This window comes from Rhizobium laguerreae, assembly GCF_019778565.1.
Lineage (GTDB): Bacteria > Pseudomonadota > Alphaproteobacteria > Rhizobiales > Rhizobiaceae > Rhizobium > Rhizobium laguerreae.
Genome location: NZ_JAAXQT010000008.1, coordinates 337,125 through 353,503, shown reverse-complemented (window position 1 = coordinate 353,503; position 16,379 = coordinate 337,125). Strand labels below are relative to the sequence as shown.

16 protein-coding genes are annotated in these 16,379 nt (G+C 61.2%); 4 read left to right on the top strand and 12 right to left on the bottom strand.

Annotation, left to right across the window (positions count from 1 at the left end):
- Positions 1–16 precede the first annotated feature (16 nt).
- A complete protein-coding gene (locus HFO71_RS24675) occupies positions 17–1,042 on the bottom strand; it encodes a sugar-binding transcriptional regulator (RefSeq protein WP_003543076.1) in 1,026 nt (341 codons plus the stop codon).
- 424 nt (positions 1,043–1,466) lie between these two features.
- Here HFO71_RS24675 and tal point away from each other — a divergent pair, with 424 nt between their 5' ends.
- From tal to HFO71_RS24660, 3 genes are all read left to right on the top strand, one after another.
- The gene (gene tal, locus HFO71_RS24670; RefSeq protein WP_077979429.1) at positions 1,467–2,432 is read left to right on the top strand and encodes a transaldolase; all 966 of its coding nucleotides are present in this window, start codon (positions 1,467–1,469) and stop codon (positions 2,430–2,432) included.
- A gap of 92 nt (positions 2,433–2,524) precedes the next feature.
- Complete coding sequence (locus tag HFO71_RS24665; RefSeq protein WP_077979430.1) at positions 2,525–3,193, top strand: DUF1345 domain-containing protein; 669 nt, start codon at positions 2,525–2,527, stop codon at positions 3,191–3,193.
- Between the two features lie 48 nt (positions 3,194–3,241).
- Entirely contained in the window at positions 3,242–3,691 is a 450-nt protein-coding gene (locus HFO71_RS24660; protein ID WP_077979431.1) for a DoxX family protein, read from the top strand.
- Positions 3,692–3,985: 294 nt separating this feature from the next.
- Here HFO71_RS24660 and HFO71_RS24655 read toward each other — a convergent pair whose 3' ends face one another.
- The 9 genes from HFO71_RS24655 to HFO71_RS24620 form a co-directional block, all read right to left on the bottom strand.
- Complete coding sequence (locus tag HFO71_RS24655; protein WP_003552965.1) at positions 3,986–4,159, bottom strand: DUF1328 domain-containing protein; 174 nt, start codon at positions 4,157–4,159, stop codon at positions 3,986–3,988.
- 235 nt (positions 4,160–4,394) lie between these two features.
- Positions 4,395–4,541 (bottom strand): helix-turn-helix transcriptional regulator, encoded by a 147-nt coding sequence (locus HFO71_RS35915; protein ID WP_231284958.1) that lies wholly within the window; start codon positions 4,539–4,541, stop codon positions 4,395–4,397.
- A gap of 32 nt (positions 4,542–4,573) precedes the next feature.
- Positions 4,574–5,500 (bottom strand): hypothetical protein, encoded by a 927-nt coding sequence (locus HFO71_RS24650; protein ID WP_231284957.1) that lies wholly within the window; start codon positions 5,498–5,500, stop codon positions 4,574–4,576.
- Between the two features lie 199 nt (positions 5,501–5,699).
- Positions 5,700–7,127 carry a gamma-aminobutyraldehyde dehydrogenase gene (locus tag HFO71_RS24645; protein WP_077979432.1) on the bottom strand — a complete coding sequence of 476 codons (1,428 nt, stop codon included), beginning with the start codon at positions 7,125–7,127 and terminating at the stop codon, positions 5,700–5,702.
- A 12-nt stretch (positions 7,128–7,139) separates the two neighbouring features.
- Positions 7,140–7,952 carry an ABC transporter permease gene (locus tag HFO71_RS24640; RefSeq protein ID WP_077979433.1) on the bottom strand — a complete coding sequence of 271 codons (813 nt, stop codon included), beginning with the start codon at positions 7,950–7,952 and terminating at the stop codon, positions 7,140–7,142.
- Positions 7,942–8,904 (bottom strand): ABC transporter permease, encoded by a 963-nt coding sequence (locus tag HFO71_RS24635; RefSeq protein WP_025396093.1) that lies wholly within the window; start codon positions 8,902–8,904, stop codon positions 7,942–7,944. The genes HFO71_RS24640 and HFO71_RS24635 overlap by 11 nt, the downstream gene beginning before the upstream one ends.
- Positions 8,901–9,887, bottom strand: a complete 987-nt coding sequence (locus tag HFO71_RS24630; protein WP_077979434.1) for an ABC transporter ATP-binding protein — start codon at positions 9,885–9,887, stop codon at positions 8,901–8,903. Before HFO71_RS24630 ends, HFO71_RS24635 begins: the two co-directional genes overlap by 4 nt.
- A gap of 223 nt (positions 9,888–10,110) precedes the next feature.
- Positions 10,111–11,271: an ABC transporter substrate-binding protein gene (locus HFO71_RS24625; RefSeq protein WP_077979435.1), complete on the bottom strand. Its 1,161-nt coding sequence runs from the start codon at positions 11,269–11,271 to the stop codon at positions 10,111–10,113.
- Positions 11,272–11,387: 116 nt separating this feature from the next.
- Complete coding sequence (locus tag HFO71_RS24620) at positions 11,388–12,296, bottom strand: LysR family transcriptional regulator (protein WP_221988541.1); 909 nt, start codon at positions 12,294–12,296, stop codon at positions 11,388–11,390.
- A gap of 179 nt (positions 12,297–12,475) precedes the next feature.
- Between HFO71_RS24620 and HFO71_RS24615 the strand changes: the two genes are divergently transcribed.
- A complete protein-coding gene (locus HFO71_RS24615) occupies positions 12,476–13,204 on the top strand; it encodes a hypothetical protein (RefSeq protein ID WP_077979436.1) in 729 nt (242 codons plus the stop codon).
- Between the two features lie 66 nt (positions 13,205–13,270).
- Here HFO71_RS24615 and lysS read toward each other — a convergent pair whose 3' ends face one another.
- Both lysS and gltX read right to left on the bottom strand, forming a co-directional pair.
- The gene (gene lysS / locus HFO71_RS24610; protein ID WP_077979437.1) at positions 13,271–14,767 is read right to left on the bottom strand and encodes a lysine--tRNA ligase; all 1,497 of its coding nucleotides are present in this window, start codon (positions 14,765–14,767) and stop codon (positions 13,271–13,273) included.
- A gap of 22 nt (positions 14,768–14,789) precedes the next feature.
- On the bottom strand, positions 14,790–16,256 hold the full coding sequence (gene gltX / locus HFO71_RS24605; RefSeq protein ID WP_221988539.1) for a glutamate--tRNA ligase: 1,467 nt from the start codon (positions 16,254–16,256) through the stop codon (positions 14,790–14,792).
- Positions 16,257–16,379 lie beyond the last annotated feature (123 nt).

Sequence of the window (16,379 nt, the reverse complement as noted above, 5' to 3'; positions counted from 1 at the left end):
GCGGCGTGGTCGCCGCTCATCGCTCCGGCACTTCTCCCCGCTGGGGAGAAGAGACGGGCGGCGAGGCTTCTGCCAATTCCAGCAATGCGCGTGCAGCACTTTCATCGGTGATCAGCGTGTTGCAGCCGATGCGCTTGATCGTCGCACGGATCGCCACGGCCCGATGGGCGCCGCCGGAGGAGAGCACGATGTGTTTTGCCTCCTTCAGCGTGTCGAGATCGACGGACATGACGCGCCGATTGATCGAGTGGTCGACCGAATTGCCGTCCTTGTCGAGGAAGTTGAACATCGTGTCGCAGACGCAGCCGGCATCGATCAGTTCCTGCAGCTCGGCCTTCGAGATCCAGCCCTCCGACAGCGAGGTCGAATGCGGGCCGATATCGCCGCAGCTGACGATCGCCAGATCGAGGTTTTCGGCGAGACGATAAATCGTGTCCAGCCCGCATTTCTCGATGAGGTTGCGCTTGGTCTCGATGGAATCGACGAGAAGCGGCGCCAGGAACATGTAGCATTCGGCGCCAAGCTGGTTTGCCAGCCGCCATGTGTAATCAATCGGGTTCGTCTGATGCACGGCAACGATGCCGCCGAGCAGCGAGACGACCTTGCAATTGGCGCGGCGCGGCGGCCGGAAGCTCGACAGCGAGGCGGTCATGGTGCGGCCCCAGCCGACGCCGATGGTGTAATCGTCGGGGATGGCTTCGGAGAGGAACTGGCCAAGCGCCAGACCGACATTTTTAGCCAATGAATTGACGTCGCCAGTGACCGGCGCAGGGACGACGATCGCCTCGTCGAGGCCATAGGCGCGCTCCAGCTTCACCGAAAGTTCAACGCAGTCGCCGATCGAATCGTTGATCCAGATCTGGACTTCGCTGCGTTTCATCGCCTCGTCGAGCAGGCGGATCACCGTCGTGCGGCTGATGCCGAGCTGTTCGGCGACGTCCTTCTGGGTCAGGCCCTCGTTGTAATAGAGCCATGCCGCCCTTAGCCGCAGCGAGGATGCCTCCGAATAGGCCGTGTGCGTGCCGCGTTTGAGCTTGACCACATCTCCTCCGCACGATTTCCTGCCCTAGATCCCTCATGGGATGAAGGCCTTAGCGACACTTTTGTTGCCGGGGATAATGACGGGTGTGACACTTATGTCAATTGAAATGCACAAATGTCCTTGACTTTTCGCAAGGCGAATGGCGATAGTCCGGGTGACACACGTCGTTCTTGTCCGTCCGAGGAGGACATAGTGCGGGCATGCCGAAAGTCACGACCGGCCTTCCAGCCGCAAGCGGTATCGCTTGTGTGCGAGCAGCCGTTCGTTCGCGGCCGGAACACGGCCAATGTCCTTCACGTTTATGAATCATCCGTGACGGATGGGCGCATTTTCGCCTGCAGCAGCAAACAACCTGTCGGTAGATCACCTTTGCCCGGCGGAACTCGCGCCGGTCGCAGCCCAAGTTCAACAAGGATTATTGACCATGACATCGAAGCTTGACCAACTCCGCGAGATTACCACTGTTGTCGCTGACACCGGCGATATCGAAGCCGTCGCCCGCCTAAAGCCGGTCGATTGCACGACGAACCCGAGCATCGTGCTCAAGGCTCTCGGTACGCCGATGTTTGCCGACGCAGTCAAGGAAGCCGTCGCCTGGGGCAAGAAGCAGGGCGGCAATCCCGAAGCCGTTGCTCCCGCCGTTGCCGATCGCCTCGCCATCTCCGTCGGTGCAGCGCTGGTGAGACTCGTTCCTGGCCGCGTCTCGACCGAAGTCGACGCCGACCTTTCCTTCGATACCGAGGCTTCGCTTGCCAAGGCGCGCGCGATCATCGCCGCCTACAAGGATCGCGGCATCGGCCAGGACCGCATCCTCATCAAGCTCGCTTCCACCTGGGAAGGCATCCGCGCCGCGGAAGTGCTGCAGAAGGAAGGCATCGACTGCAACCTGACACTTCTCTTCAGCAAGGCCCAGGCGATCGCCTGCGCCGACGCCAAGGTTTTCCTGATCTCGCCCTTCGTCGGCCGCATCCTCGACTGGTATAAGAAGTCGACCGGCAAGGAGTTCACCCCCGAGGAAGATCCGGGCGTCATCTCCGTCCGTGAAATCTACAACTACTACAAGACCAACGACATCAAGACGATCGTCATGGGCGCCTCCTTCCGCAGCGCCGGAGAAATCGAAGCTCTTGCCGGCTGCGACCGCCTGACCATCAGCCCGAACCTGCTCGACGAGCTCGCCAAGGATGAAGGCAAGCTGGAGCGCAAGTTGTCGCCGGACAGCCGCAAGCCGGATCCGAAGGTGTCCGTCGACGAGAAGACCTTCCGCTGGATGATGAACGAAGACGCGATGGCGACGGAAAAACTCGCCGAAGGCATCCGCGCCTTCGCCAAGGATCTCGGAACGCTGCGCACCATGGTGCAGAAGGAACTGCAGCTCGCCGCCGCCTGATAAGGCTCGGCCACAATCGGAGGCGCGGCTGCCGGCTGGCAGGCGCGCCTTTTTCATGCTGTTATCAAGGGCATATGCTGTCGGAGACCGATATGGCGGATGAGGAACGGGCAAATTCGCTTGCGGCATTTGCCTACAAGCATGCGAGCTTCATCCTCGCCGTTGTTGCCGGACTGGTGGTCTTCTTGGCGCTGACCTCGCGCGAAGTCAGCGCCGGCAATATCCTGTTCGGCTGGAATGTCAGCGCCGGCGTTTTTGTCGCGCTCAGCTGGCGCAAAATGCTGCGGGCGACGGTTGATAGCATCCGGAAACGTTCGGAGGATCTCGATTTCTCCGACACCGTCCTGCTGGCTCTTTCGATCGGTGCGGCACTTGCCAGCATTGCCGGGATCGGCCTCGAGCTTCATTCGATCAAGGAGGCGGCACCCGACGTCGCGCTGGCGCGGGCAGGTGTTGCGGTTCTGACGATCCTGATCTCCTGGATCTTCCTGCACACGCTTTTCACCATACATTATGCCCACTATTTCTACGGCGGGGCGGAAGAGGAGGGCGGGCTGAAGTTTCCCGACGGGATCGAAGAGCCGGGCTACTGGGATTTCCTCTATTTCTCCTTCACCATCGGCGTTGCCGCACAGACGGCGGATGTCGCGGTCAGTTCGACCAGCATGCGCAAGCTGACGCTGTTGCATGCCGTGCTGTCGTTCCTGTTCAATACGACGATCCTGGCGCTGGCGATCAATGTCGGGGCGAGCCTGCTATAATGCATCTTGCCATGAGCGGCTAACTGCCTGCTTTTCAAACCGGAGGATATGATGGAAAGCGCCTCAAGCCGGCCCCGACTGGCCGATCTCATTCTTCTCCTCGGCAGGCTTCTGCTGTCGCTGATCTTCCTGCACGAAGGTTGGTCGCTCGCGGCAGATATCACGGCGACCGTCGACATTTTCGCAAAACTGGGGCTATCGGCGCCGGTGGCGCTTGCCACCATTGCCCTTCAGATCGGCGCCGGCCTTTCCGTTGCGGCAGGCTTCCTCAGCCGGCTTGGCGCATTGGCGCTGGCACTCTTCTGCCTGGCGACCGCCTTGCTCTTTCACACAAATTTAGCGAGCCAGAACGAACTGCTGCATTTCGAGAAGGACCTGGCGATTGCCGGCGGCATGTTCGTCCTGGCTGCTTCGGGTGCGGGATCGATATCGATCGACAAGCTACTGAGAAAGCGAACGAACAAAATGCCTCCCTGGCTCAGGGCGGTGTTGTCGTGAATATGCACCGCGGTCAGGTTGCCTTGGCGAGAGAACTAATTACGGTGGCATATGGAATATCCGGGATCAAACGGGTCGCCGCCCATTACCGGAAGGCCGAGTAGAAGGGGCGAGGGGCCGCGCCGCCTATCTCAACCTCTCCGAATCGTGTGTCGCAAAGGGCCGAAAAAGCGTCGCGATCTCTTACACTCTCTTGCGACGTTCAGGTCCTCGCTTTCCACATGTCGTGTTCGCAAAACTGCTCCACAGTTTTGCGCGACATGCTTCAGGCTGCACGCCGCGGTCCGCAACGGTTCACAAGATCGCCTGGCCGGCCATCAGCGCAAGGACGAGGAAGATCAGGAAGATCACCAGGGCGATGCCGAAGAGAACGCGGGCGATCGTCGCGGTGGCGGCGGAGACGCCGGAGAAACCGAAGAAGCCGGCGATGATCGAAATCACGAAAAATATCAGAGCCCATTTCAGCATGACGTCATCCTTTGCGGTTGCCTGAGAAAGACGCGGCAACCGGGAAATTGTTCCAGATCGTTTGAAACGGGATGGCGTTCAATTCGGAGAAATGCGGAAGAAGTGCAGGTCTTCAAAACCCGCATGATCTGTTTCAAGGAACTATCGATTTGCCCCATCGATGAAAGCTCCGTCATCATGCTGGCCTTTCTGGACCAGCATACGATTTCCGGCCACACGGTCTGAGATATTCCCATTAGATCTTCAGGCCAAAGAGAAGCGAGATCAACTGCGACTGGCGCTGCGTTCCGGTCTTGGAGAGCACCTTCTTGACGTAGCCGCGCGCCGTTTCATAGGTTAGGCCGCAGATCTCGGCGATTTGGCGAGGGGAGGAACCTTCCATCAGCAGGCGTGCGACGGTCGCCTCCTGCGGCGTCAGGGCGAAGAGCCGCCGCAGAAGATCGCCGTCCGCTCTTGCGCGTTCGGAAAGGTCGGTAACGATTGCAACAGCGTGCGAATGGGCGAAGAGATCCGCCGGCAGGCCTCGCAGGAGCTGGGCACGAATGACGAGCGGTGCCTTGCCGGGGCGTGAGAACAGCACCGGCGTCGACACGGCAGGACTGAGGAAGGTGTCGCCGCCGAGACCGCCTTCAGATGCCGTCGCAGCAGGCCGGTCTCCTCCTGGCTGGCGGACGTGAGTTCGCGATCGACGATGCGGATATCGCCGTCGAGCAGCCGTTCGGCGCGACTGTTCAGATGGCTGACGCGGCCGGTGCGGTCGAAGAAGACCGAGGCGGTGCCGCTGAGCTCGAAGGCCTCGCTCATGCTTTCGATCTTTGCAGCTTGCAGCGAGCGGATGATCTCGGCCGAGGCGGTCAGCTTCGATCGCATGGCAAGTAGGATCCGCTCCTCCTCCCGGTCGAAAGGATGATCGTCGACGCGGCGCTGCAGGTTGAGGCTGAGCAGCGTATCACCCGAGGTAAAGCCGATCATCACGGAATAACGCAGACCGAAGCGAGCGAGGAATTCGGTGTAGAATTCCTGGCGCCGGAACTCGTCTTCCGAGGCGATGTCGTGCTCGATGACGATGCCCTTGGCAAGCGCGACCGAAATCCCGCGCTCGCGGAAATCCCGCTTGTACCAGTCTTCGGCGAAATAGACGTCGAAAGGTTCGAGCAGGTTTGGCGTTGTCAGGAACCCCGGAGAAAACTTGCCGGCCGCCGGCATGATGTGGGCGCCCACCGAGCCGGTCGCCCGAGAGATCGCTTCCAGCGTGCCGGCCCATCTTTCCGGGACGAGGGCGGATTCCAGCAATCCGTCCATGGCCTTTTCGAGCTCGGGGATATCGATGCGCGTCGCCATGAACAAAGACTGCCTGACCGAAGCTATTGCCGACCCGGCTTTCGAGCCGGAGGTCGACTATGGAGTGCCCGTATTGCCGCAACAACAAAATAAGACAATAGCAGGCGATATTTATCGGCTGAATGTTCCGTTTCAACAAAAGTTGCCTGGTTGCTATCGGCGCACCTTATATCCACGGAATATTCTGCCCTTTTGCCGGTTAGCCGTGATTGATCATCACGTGGCGTACGGCGGTGTAATCTTCCAGAGCGTAGACCGACATGTCCTTGCCGTAGCCTGACTGTTTGAGGCCGCCATGCGGCATCTCGTTGGTGAGCATGAAATGTGTGTTGATCCAGGTGCAGCCATATTGCAGGCGGGCAGCAGTCTTCATGCCGCGGCCGATATCCTTGGTCCAGACCGAGGAGGCCAGGCCATAGTCGCTGTCGTTTGCCCAGGCAACGGCTTCGTCGGCATCGGAAAAGCGGGTGACCGAGACGACCGGGCCGAAGACCTCGCGGCGGACGATCTCGTCGTCCTGTGTGGCGCCTGCAATGACAGTCGGCGTGAAGAAGAAGCCCTTGTCGCCGGAGACCTTGCCGCCGGTGGTGACTTCCATGTGCTTGTGTTCGGAAGCACGGGCGACGAAGCTTTCGACGCGGTCGCGCTGGCGCTTGGAGATCAGCGGACCGATCTCGTTTTCGGTATCGTCGGCCTGGTTGAAGCGAATGCTCGAGACGGCCGAGGAGAGATCGGCGACAAAATTATCGTAGACCCTGGCATCGGCATAGATGCGGCAGGCAGCGGTGCAGTCCTGGCCGGCATTGTAATAGCCGAAGGTGCGGATGCCGGCGACGACGGCATCAATATCGGCATCATCGAAGACAATGACCGGCGCCTTGCCGCCGAGTTCCAGGTGGGTGCGCTTGACCGTCTTGGCCGCGGCCTGCAGCACCTTCTTACCGGTCGCAACATCGCCGGTGATCGAGACCATACCGATCTTGGCGTGATTGATCAGGGCGTTACCGACACTTTCACCGCGGCCGAGGATGACGTTGACGACGCCTTCGGGAAGGATTTCGGAGAGCAGCTTGGCCATTTTCAGTGCCGTCAGCGGCGTCTGCTCCGAAGGCTTGAAGACCACGGTATTGCCGCCGGCAATGGCCGGCGCCAGCTTCCATGCCATCATCATCAGCGGATAGTTCCACGGCGCGATCGAGCCGACGATGCCGATCGGATCGCGGCGGATCATCGAGGTATGGCCGGGCAGATATTCGCCGGCCGCCGGTGCGTGCAGGTTGCGCACGGCGCCGGCAAAGAAGCGATAACAATCGACGATCGCCGGGATTTCGTCGTTCAGCACCGCATTGATCGGCTTGCCGCAGTTCAGCGCCTCCAGTGTGGCGAAGCCGACGGCATCCTTCTCGATCGCGTCGGCGATCTTCAATAGGTAGCCGGAGCGCTCGCCCGGCGTCGTCTGCGACCAGCGTGTGAAGGCTTTTTCGGCGGCATCGACGGCGGCGTCGATCTGGGAGAGCGAGGCTTCCGCAAGGTCAATCACCGTCTCGCCCGTCTTCGGGTTCAGAATGTGCTCTTCCGTCTCGGTGCCTTTTTCGAAGCGGGAACCGATCAGCATTTGGATGTCCATGATGTTCTCCCTTTATTTGCCGGCGCCGGCGATCTGGTCGCCATCGCGGGTGAGGTAATAGGCTGCCAGGATCGGCAGGAAAGTAACGAGCACCACGACCATGGCGACCACATTGGTGACAGGGCGCTGGCGCGGGCGGATGAGTTCTTCGAGCATCCAGATCGGCAAGGTCGATTGCTGGCCGCCGGTGAAGGTGGTGACGATGACCTCGTCGAAGGACAGGGCGAAGGCAAGCATGCCGCCGGCCAGAAGGGCGGTGCCGATATTCGGCAGGATGACATGACGGAAGGTCTGGAAGCCGTCAGCGCCGAGATCCATCGAGGCCTCGATCAGCGAGCCGGAGGTGCGGCGGAAGCGGGCGACCGCATTGTTGTAGACGACGACCACGCAGAAAGTGGCGTGGCCAAGCACAATCGTCCAGACCGAAAACGGGATGTCGAACAGGCTGAAAGCGGAGCGGAGCGCAATGCCGGTGATGATGCCGGGAAGGGCGATCGGCAGGATGACCAGCAGCGAGATCGCCTCGCGGCCGAAGAATTTCGTCTGGCTGACGGCGGCCGCACAGAGCGTGCCGAGGACCAGCGCGATCGCCGTGGCGATGACGGCGACCTGTACGGAAAGGCTGAGCGCCGACCAGACGTCCGGCCGGTTCCAGGCAACAGTAAACCATTGCAGAGTCAGCCCGGGCGGCGGCCATTGATAGCTCTTCTCCTCCGTCGTGAACGCATAGACGAAGATCAGCAGGATCGGCAGGTGCAGGTAAAGCAGTCCGGCGGCTGCGGCGATTTTCAGGGGCAGTGGCGATCTCTTGAGGTCAGAGCGCATCGAAAGCCCCCAATTTCCTGGCGAGCGACAGATAAAGCGCCATGATGACGATCGGCACGACGGAGAAGGCGGCGGCGAGCGGCACATTGCCGGCCGTTCCCTGCTGGGCATAGACCGCCTGGCCGATGAACAGCCTGGACGAGCCGATGATCTGCGGGATGATGTAATCACCCAATGTCAGCGAGAAGGTGAAGATCGAACCAGCGACGATGCCGGGGAGCGCTAAGGGCAGGAGCACGGTGCGGAAGGTCTGGCGCGGCGTGGCGCCGAGATCCGCCGAGGCCTCGATCAGGTTGCCGGGCACACGCTCGAGGGCCGCCTGCGTCGGCAGGATCATGTAGGGAAGCCAGATATAGACGAAGACGATGAAGGTGCCGAGGTAACTCACCGAAAGCGAATTGCCGCCAATCACGGGCAGGTTCAGGGTCGCGTCAAGCAGCCAGGAGAGATGGAGCTTCTCGAAGATCCAGGTGAGGATGCCTTCCTTGGCGAGGATCAGCTTCCAGGCGTAGATCTTGACGAGATAGCTCGACCAAAGCGGCAGCATGACGCCGAGATAGAAGAGCGCCTTCCATTTGCCTTGCGCATAACGCGCCGCATAGTAAGCGATCGGGAAGCCGATCAGGGCGGCAGCGAGGGTGACCAGCGCCGACATCACAAGGGTACGGATGATGATATCGAAATTTACAGGATTCAGCAGCTGGGCATAGGTCGAGAGGGTGAATTCGGTATTCACCAGCCCGGAGAAATCGTCGATCGAGAAGAAGCTCTGGAGAAGCAGGGCGATCAATGAGCCGATATAAATGATGCCGAGCCAGAGCAGCGGCGGCGTCAGCATCAGGAAGAGCAGCAGTTTCGGGTGCCGCCAGAAGGCATCGGACAGCCGGCCGAAGAGGCCGCCGCGCCCCGGAAGGATCGATGTCTTGCCGCCTGACATGGTGAGCGCCGTCATGCCGCATCATCCATGTAGTGGATATCGTCGGGCTGCCAGGCAAGTCGTATGTCGGCGCCGACGACAGGCACATCTGCGCCCGCCGGCAGCATCACATGCAGCCGCGCCCCCCGGAGGCCAACGGTGAGGCGCGTGGCTGCCCCGAGGAAGCTCGCATTGTCGACCTGCGCCTCGACGCCGTCGCCTGCCAGCCGGATTGCTTCGGGACGGAGGCTTGCCCAGCGTCTTTCGCCGCCGAGCGAGGCCATCAGATCAGGCGCGATGACGTTCGACGAGCCGACGAAATCGGCGACGAAGCGGTTTTTCGGGCGGCGGTAGATATCCTGCGGCGTGCCCTCCTGGACGATGTTGCCGTCGTTGAAGACGGCGACGCGGTCGGCCATGGACAGGGCCTCGCCCTGATCGTGGGTGACAAAGACGAAGGTGATGCCGAGCGCGCGCTGCAGGCTCTTCAATTCTTCCTGCATCTGCTCGCGCAGTTTCAGGTCGAGCGCGCCGAGCGGCTCATCGAGCAACAGCACCTTCGGCTTGTTGACCAGCGCGCGGGCGAGCGCCACGCGCTGCCGCTGGCCGCCGGACAGCTGGCCGGGGCGGCGGGCGCCGTAACCCGGTAGCTTGACGAGCTCGAGGGCTTCACCTGCCGCCTTCATCCGCTCCGCCTTGCCGACGCCTCTGACCATCAGTCCATAGGCAACATTGTCGAGGATATTGAGATGCGGAAAGAGCGCGTAGTCCTGGAACACGGTGTTGACGTTGCGGCGATAGGGCGGAACGCCGTCAGCCGTCTCGCCGAAGATCTGGATATGGCCCGCGGTCGGCTGTTCGAAGCCGGCGATCAATCGCAGGCACGTCGTCTTGCCGGAGCCGGATGGCCCGAGCATGGCAAAGAATTCGCCGGGCGCGATCTCGAGATCGACGCCGTCGACGGCGCGAACCTGGCCGAAATGGCGCGATACCTGCTGGAAGCGGACGGCTGACGTCATGGGGGCTCCGGGTCGTGTGTGTTCAGAGAGGGCTCGGTCTTGGCCAACAAGGACCCCGCCCCAAACCCCTCCCCACAAGGGGGAGGGGCTTAATCTGCCGTACCCCTTTCGCAAATACCTTGGCGTTTCGGCAGGAATCGGCGGTGCCACTCGGAGCCCCTCCCCTTGTGGGGGGGTGGGGAGGGGTCTCACGCTACAACGGTCATCTCAGTGAGGACGTAAATTACCGCCCGCCGATCACGCCGATATAATCCGACACCCAGCGATGATAGGGCACGCATTCGCTCTGCGTTGTGCATTTGGCGACCGGGGTCTTCCAGAACTTGATCTTGTCGAAGTGATCGAAGCCGTTGGTGGCGCAGCCGCTATCACCCATCAGTTCGTTGCCCTTACAGGCGGCGGGAACGGAGGGCACGGCACCGAACCAGGCGGCGGCGTCACCCTGGACCTTGGCCTTCAGCGAATGTTCCATCCACATATAGGCGCAGTTCGGATGTTCGCTGTCGGCGTGCAACATGGTGGTGTCGGCCCAGCCGGTGACACCTTCATCCGGGAAGGTGGAGGCGATCTTCTGCTTGTCGGCCTGCAGCAGGTTCACCTGGAAAGGCCAGGAGCCGGAGGCGACGACGCCTTCATTCTTGAAGTCGTCGATCTGGATCATCGCGTCGTGCCAGTAGCGGGACACGAGCTTGCGCTGGCCGCGCAACAGGTCGAGGGCGGCCTTGTACTGGTCCTCGTTCAGCTCGTAGGGATCCTTGATGCCGAGATCCGGCTTGTGGGCCATCAGATACACGGCGGCATCGGCGATGTAGATCGCGCCGTCATAGGCCTGGACGCGGCCCTTGTTCGACTTGCCGTCAGGCAGTGTCTGCTCTTCGAAGACAACGTTCCAGCTGGTCGGCGCCTTGTCCTTGAAGGCATCGGTGTTGTACATCAGCACATTCGGGCCCCAGAGATAGGGCACGCCGTAGTGCACGCCGCCGACCGTATACCACGGGCCGTTCTGCAGGCGCTCGTCGACGGTCTTGAAGCTCGGGATCAGATCGGTGTTGATGGGCTGGACGCGCTTACCGGCGATGAGGCGGAGCGAGGCGTCGCCCGATGCCGTGACGAGATCGAAGCCGCCCTCGTTCATCAGCGACACCATTTCATCCGAGGTGGCGGCGGTCTTGACGGATACATTGCAGCCGCTCTCCTTTTCGAAATCGGTGACCCAGTCGTAGTTCTTGTCGGTTTCGCCGCGTTCGATATAGCCGGCCCAGGCGACGATGCTGACCGCACCTTCGCCCTTGCCCAAGGCCTTCAGCGGTTCGGCGGCGATTCCTTGGGTCGCGAAGCTCAGGCAGGCGAGCGTTGCCGTGCAGGATTTCAACAGATTCGTCATCATCCGTCTCCCGGTTTGCCACTTTTGTGGCGGATTGTTCCCGGACGAAAAGGTGACGCGAAAAAGCCGCTTTCGCAAATTCATTTATCAGAAAGGCGGTATCGGAAATTCCGATATCAGCGGATACGCCCGGAGCGCAAGCTTTCGGCGATGCCGACGAAATCGCGCGCCGCCTGCGGCAGGCTGGAGCCCTTGCGCCAGACCATGCCGACCTGGACGACCGGCAGCGATCCCGAGACGTCGCGGCTCTCGATGCGGTCGCCTTCCAGCGACCATGGTCGATAGACGAGATCGGGAAGCAGGGCTACGCCGGCGCCTGTTGCAACCAGGCTGCGTACCGCCTCCACCGAGCGGGTGCGGAAGGCGACATGCGGGCGGGCGCCGAGAGCTGAGAGCAGCTTGCCGGTATTCTCTTCAATTTCGTCGACCGTCAGCATGATCAGCGGCTCGCGGGCGATGTCGGCGACCGAGATGATGTCGGCCGACACCAGCGGATGGCCCATCGGCAGCCATAGTCGATAGGGCGAGGTTTCGAGGATTTCCGCCTGCAGCGCCATGCGGTCGCGCAGGTTTGATATCACCATCACGGCGACATCCAATTCGCCGCCGACCAGGAGATGTTCGAGGTAACCCCCATTGTCCTCGATGGCGCTGACCTCGATGCCGGGACAGGCACGGCGGTATCGCGCCAGGAGATCGGAGAGCACATAGCCGGCGACAAGCGAGGTGACGCCGATGTTCAGTGTGCCGGAGAGGGCGCTTTGCTGGCTGGAAAAGCTGGTCCGTGCATCGGAGACGGAGGCCAGGATCTTCGTCGCATGACGCAGGAACTGGTGTCCGTTATGGGTGATTGTCAGGCCGCGTGGATGGCGCTCGAAGAGCTCGACGCCGAGGTCGGTTTCGAGCTCCTTCAGCGCTTCCGTCACCGAGGATTGCGAGATCGAAAGGTTCTGTGCGGCTCGCGTCACCGAACCTTGTTCGGCGACGGCAACAAAATATTGAACCTGGCGAAGCGTGAAGGCCATGGGGTTTTAGAGCATGGCGGAACGGGCCGTGGCAAGCGGTCGGAAAAAGTGGACCTTTTTTGGTGTTTTCCTAAAATGGAGCGGGCTTCGCATGCCCACTTAAACTTTCGGAAACGTCATTTCCTTAGCGTTCTCGGCACTTGTCCTGCGTTGGAGTTTCAGATGGCGGAGCAGTTGGCGTGAAGGCCTTACTGCGCATATTCCGGCCTTCCCGGAAATTGGCAATCATCATTGGCGGACTCGCTCTTCTGACGGGCGTGTCCGGCGGTGCGGCGGTCTATGTCGGCAAGGACAGGCTGATCGGTGCAACTGGTGGTGGCTACGGGCTCGAATGCAGTGACGTCAACCTGGTGACGATCCGCAAGCAGGACCACGTCTGGGTGCGCAAATACATCAGGACCGAACCGACCGACGGGATGACGCGGGTCAAGACCGCACTTCGTGTCGCTCAAGCGGTTTATGCCGCGCAGAAGCCGGATCTGGTGCAGGTTGTGGTGCTCGACGAAAACGGACCGACGATGCGCGCCGATATTCGCGGCCGGGCGATCGGCGCTGATGTCGTCTATATCCCGCGTCCCGACAAGACGGTTCCCGGCCTCGACGACAAGTCCTATACAGCGCGCTACTACGACGGCAAGGCCAGCGAAAACGGGCTGTTCTTCGGCGAACGGATAGAGATGCCGTTCGACGAGATCGCCATGATCAGCGCCGCTTTCAAGGATCCCGAGGATTGCGTCGACCCGGTCGCGGTTGCCTCGACTAAAAGCGAGGAAAAGGGCAAGAAGGCCGCAGGCGGCGGGCATGGCGCAGCGCCGGCAGCAGAAAGCGAAGCCGCGCCGGCTGCAGGCGGCCACGGCGCAGATGCGCCGGCCGAAGAGCCGCCGGCTGAAGCCGCCAAGACCCACTGAACAGCTGGCATGAAAAAGCGGAGCGCCGGGAGGCACTCCGCTTGGCATTTTCGACCTGTCTTCCGGTCAGTCGGCCTTGCTGCGGCGGGCCGGGAAGAGGATGACGTCGCGGATCGACGGTGCGTTGGTCAGCAGCATGATGAGACGGTCGACACCGATGCCGAGGCCACCTGCCGGCGGCATGCCCTGGTCGATCGCGTCGAGGAATTCCTCGTCCAGCTGCTTTTCCTTTTCGCCACGGGCATGCGCCTGTTCGAGCTGCTCGACCATGCGGCGGCGCTGCTCTTCGGGATCGTTGAGTTCCGAGAAGGCGTTGCCGAGTTCCCAGGCGTTGCAATAGGTCTCGAAGCGCTCGACGAGGCGCGGCTCGCCCGGCACTTCCTTGGCGAAGGGCGAGATATCCTTCGGGAAATGCGTGACATGCGACGGCTGGATCAGCGTGGATTCAACCTTTTCCTCGAAGATGAAGGCGAGGCATTCACCCCAGGTCCAATCCTTCTCGACCGCGAAGCCGGCAGCCTTGGCGGCGGCGCGGGCCTCTTCATCGGTTTTGATGGCGCGGAAATCGATGCCGGTCGCTTCCTTGACGGCGTCGGGCATCGGCACGCGCTTGAACGGACCCTTGAAGGACATGGTCTTGTCGCCGAAGGGGAATTCCGTGGTGCCGTGAATGGAGAGCGCCAAGCTCTCGAACAGCCGCTCGACGAGGTCCATGATGTCCTCATAGTCGGCATAGGCCCAGTAACACTCCATCATAGTGAATTCGGGATTGTGCCGGGTGGAGACGCCTTCATTACGGAAGTTCCGGTTGATCTCGAAGACCTTGTCGGTCAGCCCCGAAACCAGCGTACGCTTCAGGAACAGTTCCGGCGCGATGCGCAGGTACATGTCGAGCTTCAACGTGTTGTGATGCGTCTTGAACGGCTCGGCGGTGGCGCCGCCATAGACCGAATGCAGCATCGGCGTCTCGACTTCCAGGAAGCCGTCATTTTCCATGAAGCGGCGGATGCCGGAGAGGATCTTCGAGCGCTGCTGGAAGCGGAGCTTCGAATCCTCGTTGGTCATGATGTCGAGATGGCGCTTGCGATATCGCAGCTCGATGTCGGAGAGGCCGTGCCACTTTTCCGGCATCGGCAGCAGCGACTTCGTCAGCATGGTGATCGTCTGCGCGTTGATCGTCAGCTCGCCGCGCTTGGTGCGGCGTACGATGCCGGTGACGCCGATGATGTCGCCGATGTCGATCATCGGCAGAAGCGCACGGGCTTCTTCCGGGGTCGTGTCCTTGTGACTGAAAATCTGGATCTTGCCGCCGGCATCGTGGATGTCCATGAACATGCCGGAGTTGCGCGATGAGTAGACGCGGCCGGCGACGGTGACGACATCCTGCGTCTCGACGTCAGGTTCCAGGTTCTCATATTTCGCGATGAGCTCGGCATTGGTCATCGTGCGGTGGAAATGCGCCGGATAGACCTCGCCGATCTGCTCACGCAGCAGCTTCAGCTTCTGGGCGCGCACTTCCGTCGCGTCGGAGGAAAGGGTGTTTTCGGTCTTGTTGTCAGCCACTGTCGAAATCCTCTGACTGTTCTTACTTCGAGCCGACGAGGGCGGCGATCGCCTGCGAGGCGAGCTTCAGGCGCTGACGCACAACGGACCGGCCGAGGATCGCCATGGAATCGAAGAGCGGCAGCGAGCGCGACGAGCCGGACACGGCGACGAAGAGCGGCGAGACCACGACCTTCAGCTTCTTGCCCATGCGGTCGGCGATCGCGCGCAATTCGGCTTCGATCGTCTCGACGTTCCATTCCAGGATCTTTTCGAGATCCGGCTGAACGGTGTTGAGGATCTCCAGGATATCTTCCGGCGGCGACTTGATCTTGGCGAAGTCGGAGGGCTGCAGGCCGAGATCGGATTTCAGCAGGAAGCCGGCAAGATCGGGCAGGTCGCCGAGCTTGGAAATGCGTGTCTGCGACAGGCGCAGGCCTTCCTTCAAGCGATCGTTTTCCATTGCCCAAGTCAGCACGCGCGCCTGGAATTCCTCTTCCGACAGTTTCTCGCGGATCCAGCGGCCGTTCAGCCAGTCAAGCTTCTGAATGTCGAAGATCGCGCCGGCCTTGGAGAGGTTCTCCGGATCGAACTTCTGGGACAGATCTTCCATCGTCAGGAGCTCTTCGCCTTCGGCGATCTGGATGAAGAACAGGCCGAGGAAGTTCATCAGCGCTTCCGGGATATAGCCGAGCGCGGAGTAATAGGAGATCGAGGTCGGGTTCTTGCGCTTCGACAGCTTCGACTTGTCGGCGTTGCGCATCAGCGACAGATGCATGAAGACCGGCTGCTCCCAACCGAAGTAGCGATAGAGCAGGATATGCTTCGGCACCGAAGCCAGCCATTCCTCGCCGCGGGCCACATGAGTGATCTTCATCAGATGGTCGTCGATGACGTTGGCCATATGATAGGTCGGCATGCCGTCGGCCTTGACGAGGACCTGCATGTCGACCGAATCCCACGGGATGCTGACATCGCCATAGACGCCGTCGGTAAAGTCGCAGGAGCCTTCGCCCGGGATCTTCATGCGGATGACGGTCGTCTCGCCGGCAGCCATGCGCGAGGTGACCTCTTCGGCCGCAAGATTCAGGCAGAGGCCGTCATATTTCGGTGGCTTGCCGGCGGCACGCTGGGTTTCGCGCATCTGTTCCAGGCGCGCGGGCGTGCAGAAACAGCGGAAAGCATGGCCCTTGTCCAGCAGCTCCTGTCCATAGGGCTGGTACATCGGCTTGCGATCGGACTGGCGATAGGGGCCGTAGGGACCGCCAATATCAGGGCCTTCCTTCCATTCCAACCCGCACCACTTCAGTGCGTCCAACACCTTCGTTTCGAATTCAGGGGTCGAGCGCGTCGCATCTGTATCCTCGATGCGCAGGATGAACTCGCCGCCGTGCTTCTTGGCGAAAAGGTAGTTGAAGAGAGCGATGTAAGCGGTGCCGACATGCGGCTCGCCGGTCGGCGAGGGAGCGATGCGGACGCGGACGCCGGTGGCTGTCCCGGAAACTGTCATTGTGTGTGCCCGTCAATGAATGCCGGACGGCTTTCATCGGAAAGCGACGTTCGGCCGGAAGGATGCAGATAGCTTCATCGGCAAACCGGCCGGAAAAAGGGCATGCGCCCGCACTATCCGCCG